Annotated in this window: 13 protein-coding genes and 1 pseudogene; 3 read left to right on the top strand and 11 right to left on the bottom strand. The window is 71.8% G+C overall.

Annotation, left to right across the window (positions count from 1 at the left end; all coding sequences use genetic code 11):
• Position 1: 1 nt before the first annotated feature.
• The 4 genes and pseudogenes from ASC60_RS43810 to ASC60_RS30750 all read right to left on the bottom strand — a co-directional run bounded on the left by ASC60_RS43810 (position 2) and on the right by ASC60_RS30750 (position 7,305).
• Positions 2-3,316: a CHAT domain-containing protein gene (locus tag ASC60_RS43810; protein WP_267892834.1), complete on the bottom strand. Its 3,315-nt coding sequence runs from the start codon at positions 3,314-3,316 to the stop codon at positions 2-4.
• Positions 3,317-3,392: 76 nt separating this feature from the next.
• On the bottom strand, positions 3,393-3,872 hold the full coding sequence (locus ASC60_RS30760) for a hypothetical protein (RefSeq protein ID WP_055556702.1): 480 nt from the start codon (positions 3,870-3,872) through the stop codon (positions 3,393-3,395).
• Positions 3,873-4,135: 263 nt separating this feature from the next.
• Positions 4,136-5,092, bottom strand: a pseudogene (locus tag ASC60_RS30755) (arabinofuranosidase catalytic domain-containing protein); the annotation flags it as partial.
• A 230-nt stretch (positions 5,093-5,322) separates the two neighbouring features.
• Entirely contained in the window at positions 5,323-7,305 is a 1,983-nt protein-coding gene (locus ASC60_RS30750; protein WP_055556701.1) for an alpha-L-fucosidase, read from the bottom strand.
• A gap of 709 nt (positions 7,306-8,014) precedes the next feature.
• Between ASC60_RS30750 and ASC60_RS41830 the strand changes: the two genes are divergently transcribed.
• Positions 8,015-8,233 carry a hypothetical protein gene (locus tag ASC60_RS41830; RefSeq protein WP_159043339.1) on the top strand — a complete coding sequence of 73 codons (219 nt, stop codon included), beginning with the start codon at positions 8,015-8,017 and terminating at the stop codon, positions 8,231-8,233.
• A 20-nt stretch (positions 8,234-8,253) separates the two neighbouring features.
• Here ASC60_RS41830 and ASC60_RS30745 read toward each other — a convergent pair whose 3' ends face one another.
• Together ASC60_RS30745 and ASC60_RS30740 are read right to left on the bottom strand one after the other, a co-directional pair.
• Positions 8,254-9,606, bottom strand: coding sequence for a nicotinate phosphoribosyltransferase (locus ASC60_RS30745; RefSeq protein ID WP_055556768.1), 1,353 nt, complete (start codon positions 9,604-9,606; stop codon positions 8,254-8,256).
• Positions 9,607-9,809: 203 nt separating this feature from the next.
• Complete coding sequence (locus ASC60_RS30740; RefSeq protein WP_055556766.1) at positions 9,810-10,691, bottom strand: universal stress protein; 882 nt, start codon at positions 10,689-10,691, stop codon at positions 9,810-9,812.
• A 210-nt stretch (positions 10,692-10,901) separates the two neighbouring features.
• Between ASC60_RS30740 and ASC60_RS30735 the strand changes: the two genes are divergently transcribed.
• Entirely contained in the window at positions 10,902-13,478 is a 2,577-nt protein-coding gene (locus ASC60_RS30735; protein ID WP_234357204.1) for a cation-translocating P-type ATPase, read from the top strand.
• Between the two features lie 9 nt (positions 13,479-13,487).
• Here the strand turns inward: ASC60_RS30735 and ASC60_RS30730 are convergent, their stop codons facing one another.
• From ASC60_RS30730 to ASC60_RS30715, 4 genes are all read right to left on the bottom strand, one after another.
• A complete protein-coding gene (locus ASC60_RS30730; RefSeq protein ID WP_055556698.1) occupies positions 13,488-14,009 on the bottom strand; it encodes a DUF2231 domain-containing protein in 522 nt (173 codons plus the stop codon).
• A gap of 194 nt (positions 14,010-14,203) precedes the next feature.
• Positions 14,204-14,422 carry a hypothetical protein gene (locus ASC60_RS30725; RefSeq protein ID WP_055556696.1) on the bottom strand — a complete coding sequence of 73 codons (219 nt, stop codon included), beginning with the start codon at positions 14,420-14,422 and terminating at the stop codon, positions 14,204-14,206.
• A 109-nt stretch (positions 14,423-14,531) separates the two neighbouring features.
• Positions 14,532-14,849 carry a hypothetical protein gene (locus ASC60_RS30720; protein WP_055556695.1) on the bottom strand — a complete coding sequence of 106 codons (318 nt, stop codon included), beginning with the start codon at positions 14,847-14,849 and terminating at the stop codon, positions 14,532-14,534.
• Positions 14,850-14,911: 62 nt separating this feature from the next.
• A complete protein-coding gene (locus ASC60_RS30715) occupies positions 14,912-15,742 on the bottom strand; it encodes a phytanoyl-CoA dioxygenase family protein (RefSeq protein WP_055556693.1) in 831 nt (276 codons plus the stop codon).
• Between the two features lie 140 nt (positions 15,743-15,882).
• Here ASC60_RS30715 and ASC60_RS30710 point away from each other — a divergent pair, with 140 nt between their 5' ends.
• Positions 15,883-16,692: a helix-turn-helix domain-containing protein gene (locus tag ASC60_RS30710; RefSeq protein WP_055556691.1), complete on the top strand. Its 810-nt coding sequence runs from the start codon at positions 15,883-15,885 to the stop codon at positions 16,690-16,692.
• A 195-nt stretch (positions 16,693-16,887) separates the two neighbouring features.
• Here ASC60_RS30710 and ASC60_RS30705 read toward each other — a convergent pair whose 3' ends face one another.
• Complete coding sequence (locus ASC60_RS30705) at positions 16,888-17,583, bottom strand: SDR family NAD(P)-dependent oxidoreductase (protein ID WP_055556764.1); 696 nt, start codon at positions 17,581-17,583, stop codon at positions 16,888-16,890.
• Between the last annotated feature and the right edge of the window lie 67 nt (positions 17,584-17,650).

Genomic DNA, 17,650 nt, shown 5'->3' with positions numbered 1-17,650 from the left:
CTCACACCCCCCACGCCGTGAACGCCGCCCAGTACACGGGGGATGCGAAGGGACGTTCGTCGGCGTCGCGCTCGATCCGGGCGTACCGCCCGGCCAGGGACGCGAGGTGGGGGTGGGCGTCGGTGTACCGCGCGAGGCCGGACCAGGTCAGCCGCCGCAGCCAGGTTCGCGCCGCGCGCAGGGCGGACACCGGGGGCCCACCATGCGCACCGCCGACGGGGGCGAGCAGCTCGTACAGGCGGGTCATCAGCAGTGCCGTCGCCAGGTCGTTCACCTGCCACAGGCTGGTGATCACACAGGCGGCTCCGGCCTGGAGGAAGCCGCCCGGCAGCCCGGTGAACTCGTCGGGCGCGTCGATGACCTCGTACCGCCCGGACTGACAGGCCCCCGCCACCACCATGCGGCAGTGCGGGAGTTGGCGGCGTACGAGCGCGTCCAGATCCAGGATGCCGTCCGCGAGCGCCAACGTGCCGCCCTGCCCGCCGAGTTCCGCCCTCCCATGGCAGCTGAGGTGCAGATACGATGCCTCCGCGAGATGCCCGAGCAGCCACTCGACCGTGGCATCGTCCCCCACGGCGGACATGGTCTCCCCGCCCGCCTCGAACAGGCTCCGGATCTGAGCCAGTTCACTGCGCGCGCCTGGCAGCGAGCCGTCGGGATCGGAGACGGCGACCAGCCGCGGCACGGGCGACGGCGGCCGGCCGGCGGCGACCCGGGAGGCGGCGTACACCCCGGCCGACGGGGCCAGCGTCAACGTCCCCAGGTCATCGAGCAATTCACCACCCTCCCCCACCGGCACGGCCTGCAACGGCACCTGTCCCAGCAGCCCGGTCGGTACGACGACCACCTCGTGCCGCGGATCCTCCGCCAGCAGCCCGGCGAGGGGCCGCAGCAGCGGGGCGAGTCCCCGCAACCGGTCCACCGCGCCGGGCAGTTCACGCCGCCGCTTGAGCGCACCGGCCTGCTGGACGAGGAACAGTCCCGCCTTCTGGGCCTCCAGGTCCAGCGTCAGGAGCCGGACGATCGAGGAGCTGGTCACCTCGGGGACGAACACGGCGCGCACCCCGGTCCGCGCGTCCCGCGGCACCACGAGGACACAGCTGCCCCAGACCGAGTTGACCAGATAGGCAAGCGGCATCCCGCCCGCCGCCCAGACGACATCCGCTACCTCGGTCGTCCGCAGAAACCCCTCGAAGCCGGGGATCGCCCGGATCTCCTCGACCACGGTGCGTACGCCGCGCTCGGCTGCGGCCTGCGCGCCCACGGAGGTGACGAACCCTCCGGCCGGGGCGGTGAACCTGCTGGTCGGCTCGGTGCCCGCCCCCTCAACCCCGGCGACCACCACCCGATACCGCTCCCGTGCCTCCCGGAACCGGCGGGCCAGCAGCGGATCGACCCCCTCCAGCGCCGCCAGATCCACCGTGTCCCGCCCGGCCACTGCCGACAACTCACGGGCGAGCCCCCGCTCGATTGCCTCCACCGCACGCTCCGGGCGCCCCGCGCGGGCCAGTAGGAACGCGGCCTGACGGGCGGTTCCGCGCGTCAGCAGGAGTACGCCCCGGCGGCCGGCGGTGGTGATCTGGGCGTCGTAGAGTGCATGGACGGCGGTCAGCATGCCCGATGCCACATCCGCCGCGCCACCCCAGTCCTCGGCCGCGGCGAGTGCGTCGATCGCCTCCCGGGCGATGGACAGATGCAGGAACGGAAAGACCCGCGGCGGTACGGTGGTCAGCGCCGCGCGCCGCAGCCGTAGACCCTCGGCGCTCCCCGGACCGTCGAGCAGGTCGGCGGTCCGCGCCAGGAGCCAGGTGGCGCGGCTGATGTCGAGGAGCCCCGGGTGCGCAGCGTCGAAGGCGACCACGGCGGTCGCCGCGCCATGGGCGCCGCGCGGGTCGGCGGCATCGCGCCCGGGGGCGAGCAGCAGATCGGCCAGGTTGCACTGGAGCTGCGACCACAGCACGGGGTCGTCCCCCGGACGCAGCCGGCCGAGGGCGTCCCGGTAGCACCGCTCGGCCCGCTCCTGGTCGCCCGGTTCGCCGCGCCGGAACAGGAGCAGCCCGAGGTTGATCAGGGAGTAGGCCCAGTCGACGCGGTCGCGTTCGGGGGAGCGTTCGCCCAGGCCGGCCTCGATATGCTCGATACCAAGCGTCAGATCGGCGGGACCGCCGCCCGGACGCTGACCGAGCAGCAGCCCGTAGTTGGTCTGCACCCGGGCCCAGACCTCGCCGTGGGCGCGGCGGTCCACCGTGGCGGCGGCACGGGCGAGCAGATCGCGGGCGGACTCCCAGCGCTCGATGTGGTCACCGTCGTCACGGAAATACTGGGCGGAGGCGAGGTTGGTAGCCACCTCGGCCCACTGGAGGGTGCCTTCCGGCAGTCGGGCGAGGGCGAGTTGAAGCACGCGCACCGCTTCGACGGGGTCGGCAGGATGGGCCGTATACAGGGAAGACACCAACAACCCGCCCAGCCGCGCCGCGAGTTCGCCCTCCACCGCCGTTTCACCCGTCTGCCCGGCGAGTTCGAGCGCTTGGCGTGCGAGTGGGATGATTTCCGGGCCGTCCGTGCCCCGAACCTCGTCGTACATCTCGTACAGCCGGGCCCGCAGCCCCTGTCCGAAGGCGGCCATCGCCACCGCGTAGCGCTCGATCGCCGTACCCACGGGCACACGCCCCGCGCACAGGTCCCTCAGCAACCGCTGCCGCAGCCGCAGCGGAGCCTCCAGCGGGGTGCCGGCGACCTCGCGCAGCTCCCGCGCCCCGGCGTCGCACACCAGGGTGTCTTCGGTGAGCCGGGGATGCGCCCGGACCAGTTCGGCGAGCCGGTCCGGCATGGTCACGGTGACGGCGTACAGCAGCTCCCGGACACCGGATCCCGCCGACTCCGCCGCCACGTTGTCCAGGAAGATCCGGTAGTTGTCCACCGTCGGCGCCCCGTACGACGTCAACTCCGCGCATGCCGCCTCGGGGTCCGCCAGATCCCGTTCCGTGTCCCGGCTCAGCACGAAGGGCAGCAGCCTGCGCGGCAGCACGACCACGTTCCCGCCGAACCGCCCACTGGCGAAGGCCCCGGCGAGCCGCGCTTCTTCCACCAGCGCGGCCGCGCTCGCGGTGGCATCGTGCTGGAGCTCCGCGACGGAGGTGGCGAACAACGACGGTACGAGCGTCCCGGCCCGCAGCACCAGCACCGGCGCCTCGACATGCGCCCGGGTCCCGCAGCCGGGGCAGCCCGCCCAGTGCAGCCCGGGCCCGAACCTGTCGAGCCCACCGCGGCTTTCGAGGACATCGGCACGCTCACGGCTGTCGACGATGCGCCACACCGGCGCCCGACACTGCCGACCACACTGCTCACACCGCCACTCGTACGGCGCCCTCGTGGAGACCGTCACCGCAGGCCTACTTGCCGTCGGTGAGATGGGAGAGCAAAGCCGTCAGCACCCTCGCGAGCGCCGCGTCCTTCAGGGCCCGCTTGTGCACGGTCACACTCCACCGCCCCTGAGCGTCCCGCTTGACCACGACCTCGGTCTGCAACAACGTGACGACCAGCACCCCCACGGACACGGACACCGGGTCGAACCGCTCCATCGGCGACCGCACATACTCCACGGCCTCACCGACGACGCCGTCTCCGCTCAGGGCGAGATACTCCAACGCCGCCCGCGCGACGTCGCCTTCTCCTTCGCCGCCGCCCGGCTCGATTCCCGCAGCCTTGAGAGCGTCCCGCAACTCCTCGTCGCGCAACTCCTCGTCGCGCAAGGCGATGTCCATGGCCGAGGACAGCAACCCCCTGTCCTCCACCAGCACCGTCAACGCCCGCACAGCCTCCACGTCGGAGAGCGATCGAATCTCGCGTACCTGCTCATCTCGCTGCGACATGAGCCAAGTCTGCCCCTCCGCGGGGCGTGCGGGGGAGGTTACGGGTGACTCGTCACCCCAGGTGCCGCGTCTGTTCGCCGCCGACGAGGAGTTCGGCCAGAACCCGAGCTGCGCTCGTTCACGGATCTTCGGTTCTCGTCGACGTTCACCCCGGCGTCTTCGCCTGCGCAGAGCCCCGGCGGCATACGGCGAAGTCACCCGCCCCGCAGCCGTTGGGACGGCCTTGACCGCCCCGGCTCGCGCGCGTCATCCCGCCCTTTGCGTCACTTGCCGTAGCCGGCCGCGGTGATGTTCGCCTGTACGGCGTTCTCCGTCGCGTCGGAGGGATAGCCGGAGACGATGGCTCCCTCGTAGAACGTGCCGGCGCTGAGGTTGGTGTTGCCGTTGCAGCAGTCGCCGCCGCTGCCGAGGATGATGGCCCCCTGCTTCTTCATGGGGTTGTATCCGCGGGGGAGGGCGCCGTCGTACAGCGTGGCCAGGGCGCCGGACTGTGCGTTGCTGCCCTTCATCGCGAACCGTGACGTCCCGTTGTTCTTGAGTGTCGCCGTGACGAACTTACTGGTGAAGGCCCGTTGGTTGGGGTTCCACGCGGTACTGCCGCCGGGGAAGAGGCCCCACTCCAAGTCCGCCTGCACCCAGGGACCTGATCCCGAACAGCCGCCGAACCAGCACGACGTGCTGAAGTTGATCGCGTCCATGGCCCCTGGGCCATCGGCCTTGCGGGTGGTCTCGCTGTTTCCGTAGTCGAAGCAGCAGCCGCTGTTGACGTGCGTGCCGCTGGTCACCATGTACATCCCCTCGGGCGCACTGCCGGTGGGCACGCCCGTGAGGTGACCGTCACGCCAGTAGCTGTTGCCGGGGTTGATGTACAGGGAGTACGCCTTGCTGCCCGCGACGGTGAGCGATTCGCTGGTGGCCTTGGCGGCCGTGTCGGAGCCGCCGACCCCGCCAGGGCCCTGGTAGCCGAGCTTGTTGCCGTGCCCGGACTGGTCGTAGACCCAGGTGATGACGCACGTGGTGCCGGAGCAGAACGAGTCCTGGGCCGCGGCGTTGGCCGCCCCGCCCGCGGTCACGACACCGATGTCCTTGGTGGCGTTGTCCGAGGAGCGCCTGACCTGGTAGAGGGCGCCGTTGTACGAGGCGTACAGGGCGCGCACGGTGCTGTGCGCGGCGATGCAGGGAGTGCCGCCCGAGGCGTAGATGTCGCAGGGGCCGGCACCGGCCGCCGACGCCGGCACCGGCCACGTCAGTGCGGCCAGCACCATGGCCAGGACCGCCGCCACACACGCGGCAGCGTTGGCCGGCGAACGCCGGGCGGGGGATGAGTGGCGCGGTAAGGGGACGGATGAGAGTGGCATCGGTTCACTCCTTGTCGCTGTGTTTCCTGGTCCGGGGCGCGCGGCGGCGCTCAGCGGCCGCCCGGATGCCCGAGGAGCACGGGGTGGCGGGGTCAGACCGCGGTGATGGTCCATTGGAGGTTGGTGCTGCTGTCGGCGGACCAGAGCTTGACCGCTGAGCCCGCGCTGCTGTCGCCGCCCGAATCCAGGTACGTTCCCGTGCTCCGGTTGGCGATGGTGTAGCGGCCGTTGCCGATGTCGCTGATCTTCCACTGCTGGCTGTCGCCACCGGTCCAGGCGGCCTGCCGTGCGGTGGCGCCGACGGTCGCGTCGCCGAGGCTGTCGGCCACCATGCCGTTGGTCCGGTTCACGATCCGGTGGTATCCGTTTCCGAGGTCCACCAACTGCCACTGCAGGTTGGTGGATCCGTCGCTGTGGGTCCACTGCTTCAGCACGGACCCGGCGGCGACGTTGCCTCCGCTGTCCAGGGCCAGGCCGTTGGTGACGTTGCCGATCTTCACCCAACCGGTGGGCATCGGGCCGGCGCTCAGCGGCGGGATCTGTCCCGAGAAGGTCAGCTTGACCACGTAGGCGGGGGCGCTGAAGGGCGCGGTGGCCGACGGCATCGAGAGGCGCAGTCCCGAGCCGTCCTGAACGCGGTTGGGCAGATTGACGTAGCTCCCGGCCGTCGAGTCGAGCAGCTGGACCGATTTCAGCGTGGACAGGTTGATCCGGCTCGACTTCAGCGTGGTGATGGTCAGGGTGCTGCCGGGCCAGCCGAGGACCGTGGCGTAGAGGACCGTGTTGTCCTTGCTGCGGGTGAACCGGATGTCCGTGTTCTTGCCCTCCACCGGCGTGGTGAAGGAGCCGCCCCCCATCTTGGTGGGGCCCTCGCCGTAGGCCACCCAGGCCCGGGTGGCGTAGACGGATTCACCGAAGCGCCGGAGATAGTCACCGAAGCCCTGGAGGATGGCCTTTTGGCCCGCCGGGATGGTGCCGTCGGCCATCGGGGCGATGTTCAGCACCATGGTGCCGTTCTTGCTGACGCGGTCGAGCAGGGCGTGCAGCAGTGCCTTGAGGGAGTAGTAGCCGATGCCCGTGGTGTAGCACCAGCTCGAACTGGACACGGAGTCGTCAGTCAGCCAGTAGGGGGTCAGGATGTCGGCCGGCCCGCCCCGCTCGAAGTCGTAGACCTCGCCCTTGTTGTTGAAGCCGTCCTTGTAGGTGGCGACGACGTCCTCGTTCCAGGCCAACGCCTGGTTGTAGTAGTGGGCGAGGAACTCCAGCCTCTTCGACTCGTCGATGTTGTTCAGGTCGAAGTCCTGGTAGAGGATGTCGGGCTGGTATCCGTCGACGACTTCCTTGAGCTTGTCGAGCCACAGCTGTTGTTCCGCTGCCCGGCCGAGCTGGCCGTACAGTTTCTTCAGGCTGTTGTCCGATTGGGTGGGCACGCTGTCGAAGTAGCCCAGGAAGTTGTACGCGTGGTGCAGGGAGACCCACAGTTTGAGTCCCTTCCTGCGGATCGCGTCGGCATGCAGGCGCAGCAGGTCGAGCTTGGGCCCCCTGGCGACCGAGTTCCATTCGTTGACGGAACTGTTCCACAGGGAGAACCCGTCGTGGTGCTCGGCGACCGGCCCGGCGAACTTCGCACCGGCGTCGGCGAAGAGCTGGGCCCACTCGTCGGGGTCGAAGTTGCCGCCCGCCGACTTCAGCTTCGGAGCGAACTGGACGAAGCCACCGGCCTTGTCCCGGGCCCCCAGGATGAAGTTGTGGTACGGCCACGCCGAGGGGTCGCCGTACGTCGCCTTGTGATGGGTGTTGCAGCCGTCGCCCGCCTTGTACATCAGGCGCGGATACCACTCGCTGCCGTACGCCGGGACGCTGTAGGCGCCCCAGTGGTAGTAGATGCCGAACTTGGCGTCCTGGAACCATTCCGGTGCGGGCGGGTGCTGGTCGACCGACGACCAGCTCGGGGTGTAATTGCTCGGACCATTGGCGGCCTTGGCGGTACCGCCGGGTATCAGTCCGGTGGTGGCTGCTCCGGTGAGGCCGGTCAGAATGAGCATGCTGCGACGGCTGAGTCCGGAAGAAGACATGGGGGCAAACCTCACTGTCAAGGGCCGGTACAGGCGGTACGGGTGCCGTGGTGCGTGGTGTGCCATCGCGCTTCCAACGCCGTGCTGGAGGCGGGACAGGTGACGCAGAGTCGAACCTCAGCAGTTTGTTCGGAATGCCGAACGATGCTCGGAACTTCGGATGCTCTGGATGATAGGAATCCGAAGCCAATGGTCAATACCCGCCGCCATGATTCATCCCATATCTGGCGCCGATCCCATCCAGCCGACCTGTGATGCGTTCGGTCGGCACCGTGGTCGTTTTGAAGCCACCTGCCGGCCGGCGTCATGCTGACTCGTGAGCGCCCCGCGCTCCGTGGCCACCGGCGATCCCAGCACCGCCTCCCTGGCCGCCCCCACCTGTCGCCGCAACGGTCCGTCAGCAGCGGCCGCAATGGTCAGCCGGCCGGAAGCCTCAACTCGAGCCCGCCGGCCGGGGCCGGACGGAACCCGCCCATCCACCCGCTGGGCCCCGGGCCCGGGACGAACGCTTTGCCGAGCTGACCCGGGAGGCGAGGGCGTCCGTCTGGTCCCCCGTGCCGAAGCGACGCGCGGCTGTCCGGCTCCGGGCGGAGCCGACCCCGTCCACCGCTGTCTCCCAGAACGCCACCGATCCGCTCGCGGAACTGGTGCTGCGCGGCGTCCCGGGAGGCTTCGCCATGGTCCGGCGAGCAGAGCGTGTCGTCCAGCGATGCGGTTCGCGGAGCACACCGCCGAGTGGAAGGCCCGGCAGCGGGATCTGTCCGAGGCATCCTCAGACACACCGGTCCCCGACGGGCTGCGGCTGGCCCTGCCCGCCGACCGGACGGCTCGTCGCCCGCTCCATCGCCCGGGGCATGGTCGGCGACGGTTACCGCCCGACCTCTTCGACGTCATGGCAGTGATCATGTACGCACCGCGCGGGCAGTGATCGGCACGGCCGAGCGCGTGTCATCGCACCGAACCGGTGTGCACCCCCGGGCCGGCGAGGGCGTGAAGGCGGTCGCGTACTCGATCGGTGAGCGCGGTCAGCGCTGCGGAGGGGACGGCTTTCGGCGCGATCGGATGCTCGATGAGCCGGGCGGCGTACGGCAGATCGGCCAGATCGGCGGTCAAGCGCTCACGGCTTTCCGCGAGCGTGGGGCGTGGGGCGGTGCGCCGTCCGTGGCGCATCACCGTTTCCAGCACGGGGTGGCTGTCGGGCGGGGGCGGTTCGTCGCTGAGGGCGATCAGATCGGGGTGTCCCGGGCGGCGGAAGATCTGTTTCGGTCCCGGAGCGGTCACCTTGGCCGCGGAGAGCTTCATCACCGGCCGACCGTCGTACTGGACCATCTTGTACGCGGAGTCCAGGTAGGGGGCGTCGGCGGAGACGCCGACCCGTGTTCCCACCGCGTAGACGTCGATGGGAGCCTGCGAGCGGACCAGCCGGTCCACCGCGTACTCATCCAGGCTGCCGCTCGCGACGATGCGCACCTCCGGCAGCCCGGCGCTGTCCAGGATCGCGCGGGCCTCGCTCGCCAGCGCGCCGAGGTCGCCGCTGTCGAGCCGTACCGCCGAGCCGGGGGCGCACCCCAGGGCGCGCAGCACGCGCGCCGCCGTCACGACGCCCTGCGGGGTGTCGTAGGTGTCCACCAGCAGTGTCACTGGTCCTGGGTGGGTGCGGGCGAACGCGCGGAACGCCTCCTCCTCCGTGGCGAACGCCTCCACGAACGAGTGGGCCATCGTGCCGATGGCCGGTAGCCCACAGGCGGCTGCCGCGGCCACGTTGCTGGTGCCCGCGAATCCCGTCATCGCGCCCAGCCTGGCGCACTGGAATCCGGCCTCCGTCCCGTGTGTCCGCCGCAGGGAGAAGTCCACGACAGGGTGGCCCGCCGCCGCGAGTACGCAGCGCGCGGCCTTGGAGGCGATCGCGGTCTGGTGGCTGAGCTGGTTGAGCACGTACGTCTCCACCAGCTGGGCCTGGGGAAGTGGCGCCGTGATTTCCAGCAGCGGTTCTCCGGCGAGCACGACCCGGCCCTCGGGTACCGCCCGTACCTCTCCGGTGAACTCCAGACCGGTCAGGGCTGCCAGGTCGTGGGCCGGACGGTGCAGTACCTCCGCGAAGGTGCGCGTGTCCTCGGGGTCGACACGGAAGGCGGAGAGGAAGTCCAGCGCCGACTCCAGGCCCGCGCTGACGAGGAAACCGCGACAGGGTGGCAGGTCCCGCGCGAAGAGACTGAACGTGGCGGGGGCCGTCATTCCCTCGTCCAGGTACGCCATGGCCATCGTGACCTCGTACAGGTCGGTGGTGGTCGCGTCGGACATCTCGTTCACCGCCTCGTATCCCGACCGTCCGATGTCCAGGATCGGTCCGGCGGAGGGGACCGGCCATGGGCCGAAGGGCCCCGCCGCCCCGGTCGGTCGGCGTGCGCCGTCGGGGTGGCGTTCCCCTGATGGGACGGGGAGATGAGCGCCCCATGCCGGCCACCGCGACGGCACGCGGTCCGTGCCCGCGATGGGGCCGCTTGTCAGATCCGCTGCGGGACGACGGCCACCGGGCACGCCGCGCGGTGCAGCATGGCGTGGCTGACCCGGCCGAGCTGCAGCCCGGAGCGGTCGCGGCGGTGCAGAGAGCCCACGACCAGCAGGTCGGCCTGCTCCGACACGTCCTGCAGGACCCGGTGCGCCGGGCCCTCGATCACCTGGCGGTGGCACACGGTCTGGTCGCCCTCCTCCCGCTCGACCTCGTCCAGCACCTCATTGAGCACGGACGCCGCCTGCTCCTCGTAGAGCAGGGTGCTCGCCTCGTGCATGAGCACCGACTGGCCCGCGTGTGAGTGCGCCGGGCGCCGCCAGGTGCGTACGGCGTGCAGTTCGGCGTCCCGCGCCCGCGCCTCGCGGAAGGCGAACCGGACGGCGGCCGCCCCTTCCGCGACATCGCCCACCGCGAGGACCACGCGCCCGAAGTCTCCTCGCCGGTTGCGCTCCGCGCCGCGGACCACGACGACGGGGGAGACGGAACGGGCCGCCACCGCCAGGCTGACCGAGCCCAGAAGCGTGTCCGCCAGCTCGCCCCTGCCACGGGAACCGGTGACCACGGCGAACGCCTCGCGGCCCTCGTGCAGCAGCGCCGACACGGTGTCCTCGGCCAGGGCCTCGGCGGACACCTTCACCTCCGGGTTGCGCGCTGTCGCGCGCCGCGTGCAGGAGGCGACGATGTTCTCGGCCACGATCTCCCCGGAGGAGCGGCCGACGGAGTACGAGGGCAGACCACCCTCGTACTGCTCCCATCGGGAGGCGTGGACCAGGCGCAGGGGCAGCTCGTGGCGGGCCGCCTCGTCCACGGCCCAGTCCACCGCCTCAAGACTGGAATCCGACCCGTCAACACCCACGACCAGCGGGAGCGCCATCATCCCCACCGCCTTCCTGCGGTCGACTCATCCGCCCTGGGTACCCCGTGGCCACGCTCGCACCGCCGGCGGTTCCGGCCCCCGGCGGCGGCCCCCGGATGCGGCCCGGGAAGACCGGTCGCAGGATGAAGGCATGTCGGCCGACATGGTCACCCCATGCCCCGAGTACAAGGTCGCGGCGGTACGACCGACCGCGGTGGACGGCCCGGGGTGACCGCTGGGCTGTCGCGGGAGGAGGCGGCGCGGCGGCTGGGGGGGTACGGGGCCAACGCCGTCGCCCAGGAGAGACCTACGCCCGTGTGGCGCCGGGTGGCACAGCAGCTGCGCGACCCGCTGATCGTGGTGCTGCTCGTGGCCGCCGCCCTCACCCTCGCCACCAGGGACTTCCCCGACACCGCGGTGATCCTGCTCGTCATCACGGTGAACACCGTGGCCGGAGTCGCCCAGGAGGTCCGGGCGGAACGGGCCGTGGCCGCACTGACGGCCCTGAGCGCCCCCACCGCCCGGGTGGTGCGCGACGGCGCCGAGACCTCCGTACCGGCCGCCGATGTGGTGCCGGGGGATCTGGTCCTGCTCGGTGAGGGGGACATCGTGCCCGCGGACGGTGACGTCCTCGACGCGGCGCTGCTCCTGGTCGACGAGTCGGCGCTGACGGGGGAGTCCGTTCCGGTGGAGAAGACCGTCGGCACGGACGTGGCGCTCGGCACGGTGTCGGCCGGCACGGTGGTCGTCCGCGGGCGCGGACGCGTACGGGTCACCGGGACCGGGCCGGACAGTGCGCTCGGCCGGATCGCCGCGCTGATGGGGAACGCCCCCGGCCTGACCCCGCTGCAGCGACGGCTGGCCCGGTTCGGCCGGGTGCTGGCGGCCGTCACCGTCGCGCTGTGCGCGGTGGTGCTCGCCCTGGGGCTGGTCCGCGGGCAGCCGGTCGAGCTGATGGTCGTGGCCGCGATCAGCCTCGCCGTCGCGGCCGTGCCCGAGTCCCTGCCCGCCGTGGTCACCCTCGCCCTGGCCCTGGGGGCACGGCGGATGGCCGACCGGCACGCCATCGTCCGGCGGCTTCCCGCGGTGGAGACGCTGGGCTCGGTCACGGTGCTCGCCACCGACAAGACCGGCACCCTGACCGAGGGCCGGATGGCCGCCGAGAGGCTGTGGACGCCCCGGGGCACGGCCACCGTCAGTGGTACCGGCTACGGCCCCGAGGGGCGCGTGGCGCGCGACGGCCACCTGGTGACCGCGAGCGACGCCCCCGATCTGGCCGCGCTGCTGAGCGCCGCGATGCTGTGCAACGACGCCGCGCTGGAACCCCCGTCGGACGGCGGGGCCCGGTGGCGCCCGATGGGCGACCCCACCGAGGCCGCCCTGCTCACCGCCGGGGCCAGGCTGGGCCTGGACCGCGCGGCCCTGGAACGCGACCTGCCACGGTTCGACGAGATCCCCTTCGACAGCGCGCGCAAGCGCATGACGACCGTGCACCGCCGGGGCGGCGGGCTGCGGGTCGTCTCCAAGGGAGCGCCCGAGGTCATGCTCCGGCCCCCGGTCCTCGCCGACCCTCCGGACACGCTCTCCCGGGCCGCCGCCCGGGCCGAGGAACTGGCCCGCGGCGGCTACCGGGTCCTCGCCGTCGCCTCGGCCGACCACGACAAGACGCCGCCGGCGACCCACGACACCTGGGAGTCGGGCCTGTCACTGCTCGGCCTCGTCGGCATCCTCGACCCGCCCCGCGACACCTCCCGTACGACCATCGCCGCATGCGAACGGGCCGGCATCACCCCCGTCCTCATCACGGGCGACCACCCCCTCACCGCACGTGCCGTGGCGGCCCGTTCGGGCATCGCCGCCCGGCAGGACGAGGTCACCACGGGGACACGCATCCGCACGGGCACCGCGGGTGAGCTGACCGCCCTGCGCGTCTACGCGCGGACCACGCCCGACCAGAAGCTGGACATCGTCCAGGCGTGGCGCGCGGCGGGCCATGTGGTGGCGATGACCGGCGACGGCGTCAACGACGGGCCCGCGCTGCGCCGGGCGGACATCGGCGTGGCCATGGGACGGCGCGGCACCGAAGTGGCCCGCCAGGCGGCCGACCTGGTGCTCGCCGACGACAATCTGTCCACCGTCGTCGCCGCCGTCGAGGAAGGCCGCCGCGTGTACGCCAATGTGCGCCGGTTCCTGCTCTACGCCCTCGCCGGGGGAACGGCGGAGATCCTGGTCATGCTCCTCGGCCCGTTCCTCGGCATGCCCCTGCCCCTGCTCCCCGCCCAGATCCTGTGGATCAACCTGCTCACCCACGGCCTCCCCGGAGTGGCGCTCGGAGCCGAACCCGTGGCCCCGGACGTGATGCGACACCCGCCGCGCCCGCCCGAGGAGAGCGTCCTCGGCGCCGGGCTGTGGCCCCGCATCCTGGCCATGGGCGCCTTCGTCGCCTGCGTCACCCTGGCCGCCGGAGTGTGGGCGCGGGAGGCCGGCCGCCCCTGGCAGTCCATGATGTTCCTGGTCCTCGGCGCCACCCAGCTCGGCATCGCACTGGGCTCCCGTGCCCGTCCGGGCAGCCTCACCAACCCGTTCCTGCTGGTCGCCGTGGGCACGGCCCTGGCCCTGCAGGCGGCCGGCGTCTATCTGCCGCCCCTGCGCGCCCTGTTGGGCACCGAACCACTGCCGCCCGCCGACCTCGCGATCGCCTGCGTGCTCTCCGGCCTCGGGCACGTCGTCATGCGCGCCCAGCGGCGGCTCTTCCCGGAGCGCCCACCCCACGCCCGCCCGGCGCGCGGCCCAGCCCATGGCTGAGCCGGTCGGTCAGCCCTCGTCCCCGTCGCCGCCGCCCGACGAGCTCGTGGAGAAGGCGTCGTGCCACGCAGCTTTCGCCCCGGAGTCGCCGATGCGGTAGACGTCCACGACGGCTCCGCCGGCCACGAGGACCGACAGAACCGCGGCCGCGACGCGCACCGCGGTGCCGGACCCGCGGGCGCTGCCGGGCGTGCCGGAACCGGATGCGGCGGCCCGGCGGGCCGTCCACCAGACGACGGCCGCCAGCACGAAGAGACCGCCGGCCCAGGGGAGCAGCCCGTCGCCGAGTTCGGCGTGCCGGCGTACCAGGGCGTCGCTGTCGACGTGCCGCTCCAGCCACTCCCCGGCATTCGTGGTGAGGGGCACGAGCGCGAGCGTGACCAGGGCCAGCAGGGGCAGCACCACGCCGAGCCGTTGCGCCGCCGTCGGCCGGACGGCGCAGATCACCAGTGCCAGCGCTGTCAGGGGAATGAGCACGACGACGAAGTGCACGAGCAGAACGTGTGCGGGCAGTCCGTTGATCAAGCTCACGGTGGGTCCTCCGGCGGATCGAGTATGAGCGCGGTGGTCAGGCGCGTCAGCGTGGCACGCGAAGTTCTCAGTTTCCTCTGAGAACGTCACGGCTGCCCATGCGAAGCGCCGCATCTCGGCGGCGTGCGGGTCGACCGAGGCCGCGTCGAGGAGGATCTCGACGACCTCCGCGTGTTTCTCGCTGTCGCGGCGGATCAGGCGTTGTCGGCCGCCGCGATCCGCGTGAGGTGCCAGGGCTGGGTGCCGGGAGTGGCCGCCTTACCGGATTCCCCCTCGTCGTGCGCGGGCGGCGGATGGCCGGGGCGCCCGGCCCAGAGCCGCACTCCCGACCGCGCCTCGGACTCGCGGAGCGGCTCCCACTCGCCCACCGAGAACATGCCGGCGAGCTGGTGCGTGGCGATGAAGCCGGGCACACCCTCCTCGGGGTCGGTGCGGTCCGGGCGCTCGGTGAGGGCGTGCCACAGCTGGTTGAGCCACCGTCAGCTGCGTCGGCTCACGGCGGGGACGGACCCGGCGGGGTCCTCACGCGGGATCGCCGGCCGTGGCTGTGTCGACGAGCTTCTCGAACAGGAACTCGTGCTTGAGGAAGGACACGTCGTACTCGTGGCCCGGGTAGGGCGGGATGAGCTGCGACGCCTGGAACAGCCGCCAGCCATCGAGCAGTGCCGCCACGCCGGTGGCGTACGGCGGCTCGTCCCCGTCCCCGGTGGTGGGTGACGTGGCGCCCGTGCCGTCGTAGCGCGCCCAGCCGATGACGCCGCTGTCGAGGGAGGAGTTGTTCAGGTAGAGGACGAGCACCTGCTGCCGGACGGTGCCGGCGAGGGCGGGCTCGGCGGTCATGGGCTGTGTGGTCACGGTGGACAGCTCCTGGTGTGAGGCGAAGGCGGCGGTCGGGACGGCGCTCAGGCGCCGACGGTGGCCCTGCCGGGCCGGTTGGTCACCCGGGTCACCCAGTGGTCCAGATCGAAGGAGGGGTCCCCGGTCAGCGCCCGCCACAGCCTGATCCGGTTGTGGAACTCCAGCCGCCCGGTCGCCTGCTCGTACCACGGGAACCGGGTCCGTAGCTCCTCCGCCACCGCCGGGTCGCCGAGGTCGTCGGTGTTCCACAGGCGCACCTGCGGGACGGTCGGGTTGAAACGGATTTTGAACATGTAGCGCGGGACACCGCTGTCGTTGCGTCGGCCGCCGTGCCAGATTCCGTGGTGCAGGATCAGCACCGTGCCCGCCGGACACACCAACCGCTGCTGGCCGAGCAGGTTCTGGTACCGGCCGGTGTCGCTCTCGTTGGTGCGCCGCAGATGGCTGCCCGGCACGATCAGGGTCCCGCCGGCCTCCAGCGTCACCTCGCGCGGGTAGTACATGAGCTGGACGTCGAAGGCGTCCGGCCGGACGTCGATGATGGCGTCACCGTGCAGCGGCTGGGCCTGGCCCTCCCGGGGCTGCCGGATGTGCACGGCGTGGTGGTCGATGGTGGGGTCCGGGCCGACCAGACTGTAGAGCGCACCGGCCACGGCCGGGAGGCCGAGCAGGCTGCGCGCGAAGGAGCCCTCGGGGAACGCCTCGGCGACCGGGGTGCCGTACGGGACGGCCGGCACGCCCGCGGCGAGCACACCGAGGGCTTGGTCGTTGAGGGAGTCGGGGACGACGGAGTCGAGGCGCAGAAAGCCGTGGGCCACGAACCGGGCCATGCGCGCCGAGGTCAGGAGCTGTTCGCGAGCGGGTCGGGCAGCCATGTTCTCCTCCGGTGCGGGAGAGCGGGAGTGGGTGGTTCCTCGTGGTTCGTCGTGGTTCGTCGTCACGACGCTAGAACGCGGCCACCCTGGGACGCGTGGGCCTTGCTCACTACTACTGGTAATTTTTCACCATGACGGGCATGACGGGAGCAGCTCCCGAGCCCCAGCCACAGCGGGTCCCGGTCCGGCTCGACTCGCCCCCGCACATCGAGGGGCTCGGCGTCGGCGTCCACGGCACGCGGCGCCTCCGCGACGTCTTCCGCCTGCCCGACCTGTGGCAGCTGCACCTCTACCGCTACACCGCCGAGCTCACGGTCGACGGCGTCGCGTACACCGTGCGGCCCGGTTACGTCAGCCTCGTCCCGCCCGGTGTCCTGGTGCGCTACCGCTATCGCGGGCGCTCCGAGCACCTGTACGCCCATCTGCGGCTACCCGACCGCGGGGCGGCCCGTACGGTGCCGGTGGTGCAGAACGCGGGGGCCCAGACGGCCCTGTTCTCCAGCCTCCTGCTCCAGGCCATCGCGGCGGTCCCCAGGGCTCCGGCGCAGGCGGTCGCCGAGGTGTGGTCGGTGCTGTGGCGCGTGGCGCAGCTGTCCGTCCCCACCGGCACGGGCGGCGGGCACCCCGCCGTCGCCGCCGCGATCGCGTACGTCGAGTCGCGTCTCGCCGAGCCGCTCACCGTGCCGGACGTGGCGCGCGGGGCGGGCGTCTCGCACAACCACCTCACCCGGCTCTTCCGGGCCGAGACCGGGGACACGGTGGTGGCCCACATCCGGCGCCGTCGCATGGAGCGGGCCAGGCACCTGCTGCGCGAGACGACGCTGCCGGTCGCGACGATCGCGGGGTCGGTGGGGATCGCGGACCTCCAGGCGTTCAACAAGGCCTGCCGCCGCGAACTCGGCGCCTCGCCCCGGGCGATCCGCGACGGGGCGCCCGGCCCCGGCGTCTGATCGGCCGGTGGCAGCGCGGCCAGGGCCGGATCGGTTCCGGCCCGGCGATCGGCACGGAGAGGACTTACCGGCGGTCCGGCACCGCTCACCGATGTCGTGGGGCCTCTTGCGGCCACGCTGTCCCGCTGCGTTACGCGACCACCTCTCCATTCGGCGTCCTCGTCGAAGCGGGCACGCCTCCGACGCAGAGGTGGATCACCAGGGCATCTCACCGTGGCGGTCACGGAAGGTTCCGGTCGGTCCGCCCGCCCCGATGGTGGCGAGTTCGACGATCGCGTCGGTCCCCTCGGTCACGGTCTGCGGGCCGCTGTGCCCGTTGAAGTCGGTCGCGGTGTACCCCGGGTCGGCCGCGTTCACCTTCACATCCGGCCAGGACTTCGCGTACTGCGTGGTCAGCATGGTCACGGCAGTCTTCGACGATGTGTAGAGCGGCGCGATGACCCGGCCCTCGACGCGCTCGGCGTCGTGGGTGGCCGCGAACGACCCCATACCGCTCGACACATTGACGATGACCGGGCTCGCGGACTTGCGCAGCAGTGGCAGGAACGCGTGCGTCACCCGGACGATCCCCACGACGTTGACCTCGAACACCGCGCTGGCGTCAGCGGCCGTGATCTGGTCGGCGGGGTTGTGCGTCCCGAGGACACCGGCGTTGTTGATCAGGACGTCGATGCCGCCCTCGCGGGCCCCGACGTCGGCTGCGGCCGCGGCCACCGACGCGTCGTCGGTCACGTCGATCTGGACGAAACGGGCGCCGAGTGCGCCGGCGGCCGCCTTGCCGCGCTCTGGATCGCGAGCGCCGACGAGGACGGTGTGGCCGGCCTCGATCAATCGGCGGGCGGTCTCGTACCCGAGGGATTTGTTGGCTCCTGTGATGAATGTCGTCGTTATGCGTTCACCCTCGGCCATGGGCGAGAGGAGAACCAGTACCCTCTGCGACGGTAGGACGGCCAGTACC

This window comes from Streptomyces sp. NBRC 110028 (assembly GCF_001417735.1).
GTDB lineage: Bacteria > Actinomycetota > Actinomycetes > Streptomycetales > Streptomycetaceae > Streptomyces.
This window is presented reverse-complemented; position numbering and strand designations above follow the sequence as displayed.